This is a genomic window from Butyrivibrio hungatei DSM 14810, from assembly GCF_900143205.1.
Classification (GTDB): domain Bacteria; phylum Bacillota; class Clostridia; order Lachnospirales; family Lachnospiraceae; genus Butyrivibrio; species Butyrivibrio hungatei.
This window is the reverse complement of the sequence record NZ_FRDH01000005.1, coordinates 214683-229546: the sequence shown is the minus strand read 5'-3', so window position 1 is coordinate 229546 and position 14864 is coordinate 214683. Positions and strand designations below refer to the sequence as shown.

Below are 14864 nucleotides of genomic sequence, written 5' to 3'. Positions count from 1 at the left end.
TCTTACTTTGCCTCGTACCAGTCTGAACCTGTGTGGCAATCAACCTCCATAGGCACAGACAAAGTAACTGCCTTTTCCATTTCTTCTGCCAACAGCTTTGTTACGGTATCCACTTCATCTGGGGCAGTCTCTATGACAAGCTCATCGTGGATCTGCAAAATAAGCTTAGACTTTAATGACAGTTCTTTTAACTTAAAGAAAACATCTATCATCGCTATCTTCATGATGTCGGCAGCAGTTCCCTGGATAGGAGCATTCATGGCAACTCTCTCGCCAAACTGCCTTAAATTAAAGTTAGAAGCCTTAAGCTCAGGAACAGGTCTTCTTCTGCCAAACATAGTCTCGCTATAGCCCTTTGCCTTTGCGCTTGCTATAACATCTTCCTGATACTTTTTAACTCCAGGATAAGTCTCAAAATACTTTTCCATATACTCTTTTGCTTCATGAGCTGATATGGAAAGATCCTGTGATAGCCCAAAAGCGCTTATACCATAAACAATTCCAAAGTTAACAGCTTTGGCATTTCGTCTCTGAAGCGGCGTTACCTCTTCAAAAGGAACATGGAACACCTTGGATGCAGTGATCCTATGGATATCCTCACCTTCATGGTAGGCATCGATAAGTCCCTTGTCCTTAGACATATGGGCAAGGATCCTAAGCTCGATCTGTGAATAATCCGCATCAGCAAAGACATAGCCATCCTTAGGAACAAAGACCTTTCTGATGAGTCTTCCAAGTTCTGTTCTCATAGGAATATTCTGAAGGTTTGGCTCTGTTGAACTGATTCTTCCTGTTGCAGTGATAGTCTGATTAAAGCTTGTATGTATCCTGTTGTCATCAGCGATAAAAGCTGCAAGTCCATCTGCATAGGTTGATTTAAGCTTAGTAAGTCCTCTGTATTCCAGGATGTCTGCAACGATCTTGTGCTCTGGCGCAAGTTTTTCAAGTACATCAGCTGCCGTTGAATAGCCAGACTTTGTCTTCTTTTCAGCTGGAAGCCCAAGTCTTTCAAATAATATCTCTCCAAGCTGCTTTGGAGAATTGATATTAAATTCAACTCCTGCAGCTTCATAGATTGCCTTTTCAAGTTCATCAATCCTTACAAGGAGCTTGTCTCCATAGGCTTTAAGCTCATCTCTTTTAACGATGATGCCTTCTTTTTCCATGGAATAAAGAATATATGAAAGAGGCATCTCTATGTTATACATAAGCCTCTCCATGCCTGTTTTGACAAGCTTAGCCCTTATAAGAGGCTCAGCATTGTAGCAGATATAAGCTATCTTGGAAGCATAATCAGAAAGCACCTTAACATCCGCATTTTCAAGTGGCTCTTTTCCAAAAAGATCAGCTCTCTTAGGGAGGGTTAACTTGAGGTACTCTTTTGCAACATCCCAAGGTTCATAGTCATTCTTAAGAGGATTGATAAGATATGCTCCAATCAGCACATCAAAGCACTTATTCCCTGACACGTCCTCATCTTTGTAACCATAGGTCCTGTTTGCAAATTCAGAAGGCTCAAAATACTTGTAGCTTTCTTTGATATCAAAACTGCAAAGGCTCATTCTCTCACTTAAGTAAGACAACTTCTTGCCAAGATAATCTGCAGTTATAAAGTTCTCAACCGGAATATATGTTACATTACTGCCATCAAAAGTAATTGAAAGACCAAGGATCTTTTCTTTATCCGTAAGGAAATAGAAAGCAGCTCTATCAGCCCTGGTTTCAAAAAGAGCTTCTACTTCATTAAGGTCAGATGTAACCTTCATAGTCATATCAAAAGAAGCTCCCTTAACTTCTCCTGATGGAGAAAGTTTTTTCAGCGCATTTTCAAGGGATTCCAAAAACTCTTTGGTCACAGCGATCTCTCCCTGACCATTTTCTTCTATGATTTCCCTGAATTTCAATATCTGAGGCTTTAATCTTTCATTTACACCATCCTCAGAAAAAGAAATACTCATATACTTATATTCACTTGTTTTTAATATTGAAATAAGCTTGAAGATACCACCATAGACACCATTTACAAAAACTCCGTCAGAGTCTGTAAAGGCTGGTGTTTTGTAAAAAGCATCACTGACCAGCTCATTACCATTAACAATTAATAGATTTTCAGACATAAACCACCAACAATAAAAAGAATTATAAAATAAACGAAAGAACTACTGTAATCACACCCAAGACTATAACAGCAAGTTCAAGGACATAGCTGGTAAACACAAGATATCTTCTGGCTTTAAGACTCTTTTTGGAATCTCTCATAAGAAGTTCAAGTTCATCTCTTAAGTTAAATGTATTACCATCCTCAAGACGCTTCATACCAACCTTAACAAGGAACTGGATAGTAAGCTCTTCTTTACATTCAGAGCAACTCTCAATATGAGAAATAAACTCAGAAAGATCCTTGTTATCAAGGTCATCATCAAGAAAAGATGGTATTAACTTTTCAATATCTTTACAAGTCATCAGCTCACCTTTTATACAATACAATCAAAGTAATTATAGCATAAAAAACACCGTATGCCCCGAAAAATCGAAGCAAACGATGTTTTTTATATATCCTCATAAGATGCAAGGCACCTATTAATTCTTAGACAATTCTTCTGTCTTTCTCTGCACAAGAGTAACTGAGATCTCCTGAAGCTTTTCATCAGTTAAGAAATACTTATTTTTAAACCAGAATATTGCAAAAACAAGTCCGATTATAGGTACGATAGTCATTGCCATTCTAAGTCCCATCTTCTGGGCAAGCGAAACACCCATTGAGTAATCGATCTCTTTTGCTGTCTCTGCAGTATCATTTGATAAAGCAAGGATCTGAAGTGAGATGGCAGCTAAAAAAGCTGAAATACCAGATGCAAGCTTAACAACAAATGTCTGCATTGAGAAGATAACTGACTCATCTCTGCGGTTATTCTTGAGATCACCGTAATCTACAGTATTAGCAAGAAATACTGTTGTAATAACTGAGAGCATTCCATTTGCTGCAAAGATAAAGAATCCAGGAATGAACAAAAGGAATACGTTATTCATTGATGTAGAAGCAAGAACAAGAAGTGAAATATAGCCACAGATTGCCATGCCCATACTGATGTAATAAATGTTGATAGACGTAAACATTTTTCTAAGGAGTGGATAAAGAATCATCATTGAAAGGATCTGAATTCCGCCTCCAAATGTTGAAAACAGTGTGTAATCACCTCTCCAGCCTGTTCCACCAAAATCATACTTAAAGAAGTAGATAACAAGGTTAGATGTGATGTAGATTGAGCAGTTAACAACAACGATAGCCACTACTACTGCCATAGCCTGATCGTTCTGGATAAGAGCCTTGAACATCTCTCCAATAGATGCTGTCTTCATATCTACTGTTGATTTCTCTTTTACAAAAATGCAACAGATAACAGTAAAGAGAACAAATAAAACAGCTATGATAATTGAAAAGTATGAAAAACCAAGTCTCTCAACTTCTCTATCGGTAATATTAGCTCCACCAAAGGCATGTCCAAGCGCTGATACGGTCATTACAGTAATGATGGTGATAATAGCTGATCCAACACCTGCACATGATCTGGCAAGAGTTGTAAGTCCTTCTCTCTCTTTGCCGCCTTCTGTAAATGCAGGGATCATTGACCAATATGGGATATCCATCATTGTGTAAGTAACACCCCATAAGATATATGTAACAGCTGCATATGTTACAAGCCCCTGACCATTAAGTGCTGGAGGTGCAGAAAACATTAGGAACAACACGATTGCATTTGTAATAGTTCCAATCAAAAGCCAGGGACGAAACTTGCCCCATTTAGTCTTTGTCTTGGCAACAATTGCGCCCATGATAGGATCATTAAAAGCATCAAAGACTCTGGCAATCATAAGGATAACTCCCATGGCAGCTGCACTGACGCCCAAAATATCCTGATAATAATACAGAACATAAGACGCTGAGAGCATGTATACCATGTCCTTACCAACTGCGCCTAGTCCATAGGAAGCTTTTGCTGCCCCTGATAAACTGATCTTCTCTTCCATCACTTATCTTCCTCCTTAAGCTTCATCGCAAGCTCAATTACTTTTTTGGCTCCATCATAGATGCCCATATTCTTATTAAGTACAATGTTGTCGCACATCTCGCAAACAAGATCTGTCTGAATAAACTGGTCTATCATCTGCAAAATATGTGGTATATCTCTGCACTCAAGTGTTCCATCGCCGATCTCAGCTGAATGGATTGCCCCCCACATCTCGTGTTTACCAACTCGTTTAATAAACAGCTTAGGAACAGGATAAAAGGCAAGTTCACTAGGCTTTGTAACAAGTACATCGCAGCTTCTCATCAAGAGATTAGTTGCATAAACTGCTTCAAAAATATTCTTATGATAGAATCCGTGGATTCCCTCTATTTCAAGCTCAGGATCAAGAGATTTCTCAGCAAAAGAAACTGTATCTTCCCAATTGTCCATATGCTCTGTCTTTAAGGCATTCATATCTGGAATTTCTTTGCAAAGCTCATCCCAGACATTTCTATAATCACCAACATTTACATAAAGAGCTGCAATACCAGATTTGATAGCTGGTATCAGATGCTTTATGATCTCAGCAAAAATCTCTTTCTGAGCACCTGCTCCGCCAATAGTCAAAAGGAAACGGATTGGCTTTCCTTTTCTATTTCTGATCCTTCTAGCTTCGCAGTCATTATCTATATTGCTGACAAGTTCATAATCAATGTAATGGCCAGTGTATACAAGTGACTGCTTTGGCATAGGCTTACAAACCTTCTTTTTATCCATGCCATTTAACACTCTATAGCCCATATAAGCATTTCTGCACTGTATAGTATGCACACTGCCCTCAGATAAATGAAGGGCCATTGGCCAGTTATCAGGAATCGCATTGACTACATACTTCATTCCTGCATGAACAGCTGCCTGCGCAGGCCATGCATGAGTTGCAACAACCGGAATATCCTTTGGGACATTTTTGTAAACAGGAGCCATAAGCTCAGCATTTTTCTGGTCCTTTGCATTATATGAAAGAGCTCTGAATCCTTCGTAGTTCATAGGTTCCCAAACGAACTTATTAAAAATTGGATTTTTGGAAAGTCTTGATCCAAGAGAATAAAGATCATTCTGAGCTCCAATAACCTTGGTACATGTAGTCTCCTTAAAAGAATTAAGATCCATCCAATAAGGAGTAAGTCCAAGATGATGCGCATATGAAGCCATAGCCATGGATATACGGTAATGACCAAACCCCATTCTGATGTTTCCTACTATAATCCCTTTTTCAGTATCTATTTTACCCTCAGAAGGTTTAGTAGAAACTTCAATGTTCTTCACTCCCAGTATAGGTCCGATGACGTTATTGTCTGTAACCTGTACGCCATAATCCACGCCGGAATCATCGCCATATTTCCTGATATAACTATTCTTGGATTTGATGGCACTGTGATAATCTTTGTCACTAATCTTGTTTCCGAAAATCTGTTTTGATTTCTCTGTCATGATCACCCATTCTGCTGGTATAGCCAGCTAACATAAACAACTTATAAGGAAACGGATTTATTTTATCTGGTTTCCTTATAACAATAATATGATACTAGGGTTTAATTAACAAGAAACGTTTTTTACAATTTTCGTTTCCAATATTTGTGCAAATTTCCTTAGATAACTGCCACGATAGATAGATTATTCTCTGATCCCAGATCGATGTATTCGCCTCCGCATTTTACAACCGGTCTGGATAAATGTTCCGCATTTATAAAGATAATATCGCCAGTCTTCCCGTTATTGAGCATAACGCGATTTGCAATGAACGTATTGGATATGTTGGTAAGAAAAGTCATGATAACATCTGCGTCAAACTTCTCAAACCCTTCCTTCTCAAACTGGCCGATAACTTCAAACGGACAAAGAGGTGCTCTGAACTTTCTCTTGCTGGTAAGCTCGTCATAGATATTGGCAACAGTTACAATGCTGGCAATCTCGTCAATCTGGTCGCCCTTTATATGGAATGGATATCCTGATCCATCACGGAACTCGTGATGCATGATGACACTATTTTTGATGTGCTGATCAATATCCTTATCCTTTACAAGCTCATATCCCTTTACCACATGCTCTTTTAACAGTCTGGATTCATACTCGGTATATGGTGTACTCTTGTCCAGAAGATCCTGTGGAAGGAGCACCTTACCAATATCGTGTAAAAGACCAGCTGCTGTAGCAAGCTGAACCTTTTCCTCTGGAAGTTTCATCCAGTTAGCAATTGTATTACAGATAAGTGAAACGTTAAGGCTGTGCATATAAACTGCATCACTGTTGTCGCGGAGATTGTGAAGCATGTCAAAGACACCCGCTGTTCCACCGGCTTCTACAAATAGGTGATAAACAGGTTCTGTAAGCTTATCAACATCAAGAGCCATAGTGCCATTTGCGATCATCTTAAATGACTCTTCAAGTTCCTTAGCATTTTCTTCGATATGCTGTTTGAATTTGATGAATTCTTCAGAATTTCTGAGCTTTTCTGCATAAGATAAAGCGACAGCCGGCTTATGTGGAGCTTCCACAGGAACAGGCTTTTTTTCATTTTCTACAAAGATATTGTAAAGTGAATGAGATCTGATCCTTGCTATATCCTTGTCAGAAAGGACAGTTCCTTTAGGAAGAACAAGTCTGTCATCAATAGTATAGATGTTTTCAGAAACAACAAGCCCCGGTTCAAGTTTATCAACAGATATTAGTTTCATACACGCCGCCCACCGTAATATTTATAAATATAGCATAGTCATTATACCATAACTCATTATATGTTACTATTTATCAAATAGAAACTATTATCATTACAGAAAGAATTTTTCAAAATAATTTAATCTTGTAGCAATATCCTTACTTGGAGTATCATCATAAATAAAAACGAATAAGCAGAGGTAGTATAGATGCAAAACAATGCCCTAACCTGGAAACTGATAAAAGAAGAACACGTAGTTCAGGACGAATGGATTGACTTTAGAAGAAATGAATACAAGCTCCCTAACGACTCCGTGATTGGTCCTGTATATAACTATTCCAAGCACAGCTTCTCTCTCATCGTAGCCACAGATGAAAGGGGACAGTATATCTGCGTCAAGCAGTACAGACATGGTATTGATGAAATCACAACTGAATTTCCAGCTGGAGCCATCGAATACAAAGAAAAAAGCGACGTTCCATACATAACAAGCAAAAACATAATCGCTACTGAAGATGACGCCTTTGAAGCTGCCAAAAGAGAACTCAAAGAAGAAACCGGATATATATCTGATAACTGGGCTCACCTTCTCACAATCCCAGCAAATGCCACATTATCAAATAGTAACGTTCACATCTACTGCGCTACAGCTTGCAAAAAAATCTGCGGTCAGGACCTTGATGATACTGAATTCCTTAACATCGAGACTATTTCAGAAAAAGAACTTCTATCTAGAATCTATGGCGGTGACTTCAAGCAATCTCTTCATGTGCTTGCTTACTATCTTTACAAGAACAAGATGTAAATAAATCTGTTTAAAAACTCCTTGAATATAATTAGCTCCTATGCTAAACTAATAAAGCTGTATTCCTCATGGGATACAGCTTTTATAAGCCGGCATGTCGGAATGGCAGACGATGCAGACTCAAAATCTGTTGTGGGTAACCACGTGTGGGTTCAAGTCCCACTGCCGGCACTATAAAAGCCTGATCTTTCGATCAGGCTTTTTCTTTACATTTTTATATTCATATCTTCGTAGGCACCAAAAAGACTCTTATCATTAAAGTCGCATCCAGTGACAACAAAGTTAGAGCTCTTGTGTCCAAGCTCTTTTCTTCCATATAGGACTAAATGAATCCGCTTATCCTCTGTCATATACTCTTCTGACACCTCATCAAAGGAGTCTGTTTTCTCTAAGACCTTCTTAAAATCTCCAAGAAAAGCAGGAATAATGACAGCGCCAATAGATTGGCCCTGATTTGGACCATATACACCCATAATCTCATGTAAAAGTCGCATACGTAATTCGTCCATAGTCCCCTCCCATTTTTCAAGGTAGTTCTGCTCTCGCTTCGCTCGACAGAACAAGCTTCGATCACGGAAATCAAAGATTTCCTATCTTAGCTTTGTATAGCTTCAACAATGTTAGGAAGTAACTGCTTCTTACGGGATACCACTCCTGGAAGGATTGCGCTGTCGTCCTTTGGAGTAACTCCAAATGCACTTCCTAATGTATGCTGTGCCTTGGCTCCAGTAAAGATAACCTCAGAAGATTCATCAATGATATTTGTAAGCATAAAGAACAACATATCAAGTCCGTCATCTGATGATACCTTGCTAAGCTCAGGCATAATCTTTTCTTTGATCTCAGTCAGCTCTTCAGCACTCATGGAATTGATCTGGCCAATTCCGATAGTAAGATCATCAACAGTAAACTTCTTGAAGTCCTGATGAAGGATCTCAGTAGCTGTCTTGCCACTTAAATTTGATCCGGCATGGAACATCTCTTTTGCAAAAGACTCATAATCAACGCCAGCGATCCTAGCTAGCTCTTCTCCTGCCTGCTTGTCTATAAGTGTGCAGGTAGGTGACTTGAACATAAGAGTATCTGATAAAATAGCAGCCATTAGAAGTCCAGCAATAGTCTTGTCAATCTCAACCTGATATTCCTTGTACATCAGATAGATGATGGTACATGTTGAGCCAAGTGGCTGATTTCTGAAAAATACAGGTCCTGCAGTTTCAATGGTACGAAGTCTATGATGATCGATGATCTCAAGGATCTCAGCTGTATCAGCACCATTTACTGCCTGATTCTTTTCATTGTGGTCCACTAGGATAAGTTGCTTTTTCTTGGCACCCAGGAAATTTCTTCGGCTGATCATACCAATATAATGATCATTCTTGTCAAGAACAGGGAAATATCTATGTCTCATCTGAGCCATTACTTCCTGAATATCCTCAATGTAATCATCCATGTGGAAGCTTACAAGATTATTCTTTTTCATTACATATTCAATTGGCATTGACTGGTTTATAAGTCTTGCCACAATAAAGGTATCATGAGGTGTTGTGATGATCTTGGTTCCGTGCTCTTTTGCCTGGATCTGAATAGTCTTGGCTACATCAGCACCTTCACAGACTATGATACAGCCTGCGTTCATCTCAATAGCACACAACTGCATGTCATATCTATTACCAAGGATTACTACGTCGCCTTCCTCAATAACATTCTCCATCATATCAGGGTTAGCTGCCGCAATAACAACCTTACCCTTCTTTAAAACGTCATCGATCTCACCCACAATAAGCTCGCCATCAAGGGTTTCTACGATATTTCTGTAGCAGGTACCTGCCTCAGAAAGGATCTTTGGATCGATAACATCCATGTATGTCTCAACGATATCATTAGTTGTAACAATGCCCTGGAGTTCTTCATCTTCAGTTACGCAAAGAGTTACAACCTCATTATCTCTCATCTTGGCCCATGCATTCTTGAGAGAAAGATTTCTTTCTGTACCCTCAAGCTGTTTGATTTCCATGTCCCTAACCTGTGTTCTAACATCCTTAACATAGCAAGGAACTTCAACTCCAAAGTGAGACAAAACAAACTGTGTCTCCTCGTTAAGATGTCCAGCTCTGCAGGCAATGTACTCGTCGCCTGTAATCTTTCTTTTTAAGTTAGCGTAAGTTATAGCTGCACAGATTGAATCTGTATCAGGATTCTTATGTCCCATTACTATAACCGGTCTGTTCTGCTTGTTCATATATATCTCCTAAAACGAATAAGTCTGTAACCCACCATCCTTATTTCATATTAACGCATTTTAGTGAATATTTGCTATACTTTTAAAAAACATATTTTATCATGCAAACTGACTGTTATAAAGATTATAATAAAATCCCTGCTTAGCTAGCAAGTCCTCATGATTTCCCTTTTCAATAATATGTCCATCCTTCATAACAAGAATTACATCAGCTTCCCTTATAGTTGAGAGTCTGTGAGCTACAATAAAGCTTGTTCGACCTTTCATCATCCTGTTAAAGGCTTTCTGAATACGTATCTCAGTGCTTGTATCAATTGATGACGTAGCTTCATCAAGTATCAGCATCGGAGGAATGCTCAGCATTACTCTTGTAATACAAAGGAGCTGCTTCTGTCCTTGAGATAGATTACCACCATTTTCAGAAATAACTGTATCATAGCCATTTGGAAGTCTCTTGATAAAGCTGTGAGCATGAGAAGCCTTAGCTGCTTCAATGATCTCTTCATCAGTAAATCCTTCTCTTCCAAGAGTGATATTATCTCTTATAGTTCCATTTCGAAGCCATGTTTCCTGAAGGACCATACCAAAGTTGTCTCTGATATCACGTCTTTTCAGCTTTCTAAGATCATAGCCATCAATCTTAATCGAGCCCTCATCTACGTCATAGAATCGCATAAGAAGATTTATAAGTGTAGTCTTACCACTTCCTGTTGGTCCAACAATAGCTACTCTCTGACCTTTCTTGATATCAAGGTCAAGGTCTTCAATAAGCTTTTTAGACTTATCATATGAAAATGCTACATTTTCAAAGTCTACAACACCTTCAGGCTCAAAGCTTTCTGGTGCATCCTTATCTTCAGGGATCTCTTCTTTTTCCTCAATAAGAGCAAAAACTCTCTCAGCACATACAAGTGAATTCTGAAGCTCTGTAACCACGCCTGTAATCTCATTAAATGGCTTGGTATACTGATTGGCATATCTAAGAAATACGACAAGTCCGCCAATAGTCATGGTTCCAGCCATACATGCAAAAGCGCCAAATAAAGCAACTGCAGCATAAACCAAGTTGTTGATAAATCTGGTTCCTGGATTAGTAAGTGATGAAATAAATGTAGCCTTGATGCTTGTCCTTTCAAGTCTGTCATTAATATCATCAAACACTTCCATATTCTCATCTTCGTGGGCAAAAGCCTTAACTACTGAGAGATTTCCTATCATCTCATCAACAAAGGCTGTCTGATCAGCCCTGGCCTCGCTTTGGCTCTTAAAATAATTAAAGGACCTGGTAGCAATGAACTTAGCCACAAGAAGTGACAGTGGTGTAAGGAAAACTACAACCAGCGCTATCTTATAGTTTTTCATAAACATGATGATAAGAGTAGCTACTATAGTTACAACTCCAGTAAAGAGCTGTGTAAAGCCCATAAGTAGTCCATCAGAAAAAAGATCAACATCAGAGATAACTCTGCTTACTATCTCGCCAGTCTGCTTGGAATCAAGGTATTCAAAAGGAAGATGCTGAAGTCTCTTGAAGGCATCCTCCCTTACGTCTCTTACAACCTGGAAGGTGATCTTATTGTTTGCGATGTTCATGATCCACTGGAAAAGAGCTATTGCAAGAACCACAAACACTACCTGATACAGGATCTTAACAATCCTTGCCATATCTACCTTGCCTGTATCAACTATGCAGTCAATAGCATCACCAACAAGAATAGGCACATAAAGTGTCAAAAGAGCTGTAACTATTGAAAGAAACAAGGATACAAATATAAGAAATCTGTATCTTGATGCATATCTTAATACCTTTTTAAGTGTTCCTTTTTTCATACTGCTCCCTCCTTCTTGAACTGAGAATCATAGATTTCCCTATAAAGGTCGCAGCTATTCAAAAGCTCGTCATGCTTTCCAATGCCAACAACTTTGCCGTTATCAAGTACCACGATCTTGTCACAAGTAGAAACTGCGGATGTTCTCTGAGATACAATAAAGGTCGTTGGTGGATCAGGCATATTGGCTATAGCTTCTCGCAAATTCTTGTCAGTCATATAGTCAAGAGCTGAAGCACTATCATCAAGTATCAAAACTTCAGGCTTTCTTACAAGAGCTCTGGCAATAGTAAGTCTCTGCTTCTGACCACCAGAGAAGTTTTTACCGCCCTGAGCAACTACAAAGTCAAGGCCACCTTCCTTGCCATCCACGATCTCTTTTGCCTGAGCTATAGATAAAGCTTCATAAATCTCTTCATCTGTGGCATCCTTCTTGCCCCATTTGATGTTGTCTCTGATGGTTCCATGGAAAAGAACTGCCTTCTGAGGGACGATTCCTATCTTATCCCTAAGGGCATCAAGCTTGTACTGCCTAACATCCTTGCCATCAAATAAAACAACGCCTTCCCTTGCATCATAAAATCTGGGGATAAGATTTATGAATGTAGATTTACCGCTACCAGTACCACCGATAACTCCAATCTTTTCACCTCTATTAACTACAAGATCTACATTTTCAAGAGAATCTTCGCTATCTCCTGCATATCTCATAGATACATTCTTAAATACAACATGCTCGCTGGTTTTTTCAAAGCTATCTGTTGAGCCATCTTCCATTGAAGACTTAAGTTCAAGAAGCTCTTGCACTCTGTTTCCAGATGCGATTGCCTTGGTAATTGTAAGAATCAGATTGGCAAACTTGATAAGCTCTACAAGTATCTGAGACATATAGTCATAAAGAGCTACCATATCACCTTGAGAAAGATCTCCTGAATTAACAACAATTGCTCCCTTGTAGATAAGAAAAGCTACAGCAAGATTAAGAATACCAAAAGTAAGAGGATTCATGAGAGCCGATACGCCTCCTACGAATTTTTGAAGATTCATAAGGGCATTATTTTGCTTATTAAAGTTCTTTACTTCCCTGTCCTCAAGGCCAAAAGCCCTGATAACACGAACGCCGCTATGATTTTCTCTGGTAAGTCTAAGAACTGTATCAAGTCCAGCCTGAATCTTGCCATATCTTGGAATGCTCCATCCCATGATAAGTGCCACTACAACAGATAAAAGAACTATTGTAACAAGGAAAATAAGTGCGAGCCTTGAATCAATAGTAAAGGCCATGACCATGGCTCCCAAAACAACAAAAGGAGACCTAAGAAGTAGTCTTATGGTCATGTTAACGCCCTGCTGAACCTGATTTACATCAGTTGTCATTCTGGTGATCATGGCTGAAGTGCCGATCTGATCCATATCTGTATAAGAAAGCTTTTGAATATTATCAAAAAGAGCTCTTTTTACCTTCTTGGCAAAGCCTGTTGCTGCTTTAGCTGCAAAGAACTGGGCAGTAACTGCACTTATAAAGCCAACAAGACATAAAAGCACCAGAATAATGCTCATCTTAATAATATATTCTTTGTTGCCAGTCTTGATACCGTCATTTATCATTGCTGCGATAACAAGAGGAACCATGAGTTCAAAGGACGCTTCAAGAAGCTTAAATAAAGGTCCTAATATTGTCTCTTTCTTATAATCTTTTAAAAATACCAGTAATTTACGCATAATTTATTCTAAGTCCCTTGGGATAATGATTCTTAAGCATACCACCTGCAGCCTTGGCCCAACCAATACTAAGGCCTGATACTGTAACAAGTGCCCAGCCCTTTTGTCCTGAAAGCTCAGCTCTTATGGTCTGTCCATTAAGATAAGCTTTGATATCATCAGAGTCTGCGTCGTGATCAAAGGCTATATTCACATCTTCCTTTTTTAGGAAAAGAGCTAGCGCATGCGAGGGCTCAAATCTGTCTTTTTTGAGAGTTCCAAGGTGAAGACCCGGGCGCATACATTTAAGTCCCATTACAGAAGGCATTTCGCCTGGAGCAAGGTACATCTGATCTCCAAACATAAATATAATGCCCTTAAGTTCCTGCCCGCTTTCAAGTCTGCAATATATATTTCCTCTCTTAAGTTCAAAGGTCTTTTTATCAAACTTTAAGCTCTCCATAACAAAAGTCTCAAATGGCTTGATACATTCAGGCTTAGCAGGAATATTTCGTCCACCTGGCACAAAAGATGAATCTTTTAAAAGCTCTCCATCTCTTTCAAGCACGCACAAAAAATGGCCCTCACCTTTAAGTTTATGAGGCCACAGCCTTATAGAATACTTGACCTGATCAAAGCTCTTTTCAAAAAGAGCTTTATCTTTAGCTTCTAATGATGCTCTAAGCTCAGGGCTAATAAGTTCAGCCCTTCCCGGATCCATGCCATCAAAGGCATCCACCTTGACTACATGATAATCAGGATGAGCAAACAGAAACTTTAGTATGCTCTCTTCATTTTCATCAGCAGCAAAGGTGCAAGTTGAATACACAAGTCTTCCTCCTGGAAGAAGCATCTTGGCTGCATTGTCTAATATTTCTTCCTGTCTTAAGGCACAGGTCTTAACGTTCTCCATGCTCCATTCATCTGCTGCATTGTCATTTTTCCTAAACATTCCTTCACCGGAGCATGGTGCATCTACTAATATCTTGTCAAAATAGCCTTCAAATACTGAGGCAAGCTTTGCTGAATCCTCATTAGTTACAAGAGCATTACTGATTCCCATTCTCTCCACGTTTAGAGAAAGAATTCGCGCCCTGTCCCTGTTTATTTCATTGGTTATAAGAATGCCCTGTCCCTTCATCTTAGAAGCGATCTGAGTTGTCTTACCTCCAGGAGCTGCACACAGATCAAGAACCTTATCTCCAGGCTTTGGATCGAGAAAGCACACCGGCGACATAGCGCTTGGCTCCTGAATGTAATAAAGCCCCGCCTCATGATAGGGGTGCTTTCCTGGAGTTACCATATTTGCTGGATCTTCATTATAATAAAAAGCTGTTTTCTCCCATGGAACATTATTTCCAAGGTAAGAAAGCATCTCTTTTGCGCTTAAAACATCGCTTTTTAATTCATTTATCCTAAGAGCCTGATATCTTTCATCAGTATCAAAAGATGAGATAAATTCCTCATACTCTTTTTCTGAAAGGTACGCCCTCATGCGTTCTTTAAACTTTTCAGGTAACAATATCTTATCCTCCAATAGTCTATGGTTATACTATCAGTT

The 14864-nt window shown here is 39.1% G+C and carries 11 protein-coding genes and 1 tRNA gene; 2 read left to right on the top strand and 10 right to left on the bottom strand.

Annotated elements, in window-relative coordinates:
- Positions 1-2: 2 nt before the first annotated feature.
- From polA to BUA02_RS07495, 5 genes are all read right to left on the bottom strand, one after another.
- Complete coding sequence (gene polA, locus BUA02_RS07515) at positions 3-2117, bottom strand: DNA polymerase I (RefSeq protein WP_072702348.1); 2115 nt, start codon at positions 2115-2117, stop codon at positions 3-5.
- 22 nt (positions 2118-2139) lie between these two features.
- Complete coding sequence (locus BUA02_RS07510; protein WP_071176238.1) at positions 2140-2463, bottom strand: zf-HC2 domain-containing protein; 324 nt, start codon at positions 2461-2463, stop codon at positions 2140-2142.
- A 117-nt stretch (positions 2464-2580) separates the two neighbouring features.
- On the bottom strand, positions 2581-4029 hold the full coding sequence (locus BUA02_RS07505; protein WP_242946491.1) for a glycoside-pentoside-hexuronide (GPH):cation symporter: 1449 nt from the start codon (positions 4027-4029) through the stop codon (positions 2581-2583).
- Entirely contained in the window at positions 4029-5501 is a 1473-nt protein-coding gene (locus tag BUA02_RS07500; RefSeq protein ID WP_072702345.1) for a DUF6937 domain-containing protein, read from the bottom strand. Before BUA02_RS07500 ends, BUA02_RS07505 begins: the two co-directional genes overlap by 1 nt.
- Positions 5502-5659: 158 nt before the next feature.
- A complete protein-coding gene (locus BUA02_RS07495) occupies positions 5660-6745 on the bottom strand; it encodes an HD-GYP domain-containing protein (RefSeq protein ID WP_072702342.1) in 1086 nt (361 codons plus the stop codon).
- A 189-nt stretch (positions 6746-6934) separates the two neighbouring features.
- On the opposite strand from BUA02_RS07495, the gene BUA02_RS07490 reads away from it, so the two are divergent.
- On the top strand, positions 6935-7531 hold the full coding sequence (locus BUA02_RS07490) for an NUDIX hydrolase (RefSeq protein WP_072702339.1): 597 nt from the start codon (positions 6935-6937) through the stop codon (positions 7529-7531).
- A gap of 88 nt (positions 7532-7619) precedes the next feature.
- A tRNA-Leu gene (locus BUA02_RS07485) sits at positions 7620-7702 on the top strand.
- A 35-nt stretch (positions 7703-7737) separates the two neighbouring features.
- Here BUA02_RS07485 and BUA02_RS07480 read toward each other — a convergent pair.
- From BUA02_RS07480 to BUA02_RS07460, 5 genes are all read right to left on the bottom strand, one after another.
- Positions 7738-8040 carry a hypothetical protein gene (locus BUA02_RS07480; protein ID WP_071176242.1) on the bottom strand — a complete coding sequence of 101 codons (303 nt, stop codon included), beginning with the start codon at positions 8038-8040 and terminating at the stop codon, positions 7738-7740.
- A gap of 86 nt (positions 8041-8126) precedes the next feature.
- Entirely contained in the window at positions 8127-9773 is a 1647-nt protein-coding gene (locus tag BUA02_RS07475; RefSeq protein ID WP_072702334.1) for a putative manganese-dependent inorganic diphosphatase, read from the bottom strand.
- 99 nt (positions 9774-9872) lie between these two features.
- Positions 9873-11603, bottom strand: a complete 1731-nt coding sequence (locus BUA02_RS07470) for an ABC transporter ATP-binding protein (protein WP_072702331.1) — start codon at positions 11601-11603, stop codon at positions 9873-9875.
- Entirely contained in the window at positions 11600-13324 is a 1725-nt protein-coding gene (locus BUA02_RS07465; RefSeq protein WP_072702328.1) for an ABC transporter ATP-binding protein, read from the bottom strand. Before BUA02_RS07465 ends, BUA02_RS07470 begins: the two co-directional genes overlap by 4 nt.
- Positions 13317-14825, bottom strand: coding sequence for an RsmF rRNA methyltransferase first C-terminal domain-containing protein (locus tag BUA02_RS07460; protein WP_083572692.1), 1509 nt, complete (start codon positions 14823-14825; stop codon positions 13317-13319). The genes BUA02_RS07465 and BUA02_RS07460 overlap by 8 nt, the downstream gene beginning before the upstream one ends.
- Positions 14826-14864: the final 39 nt, after the last annotated feature.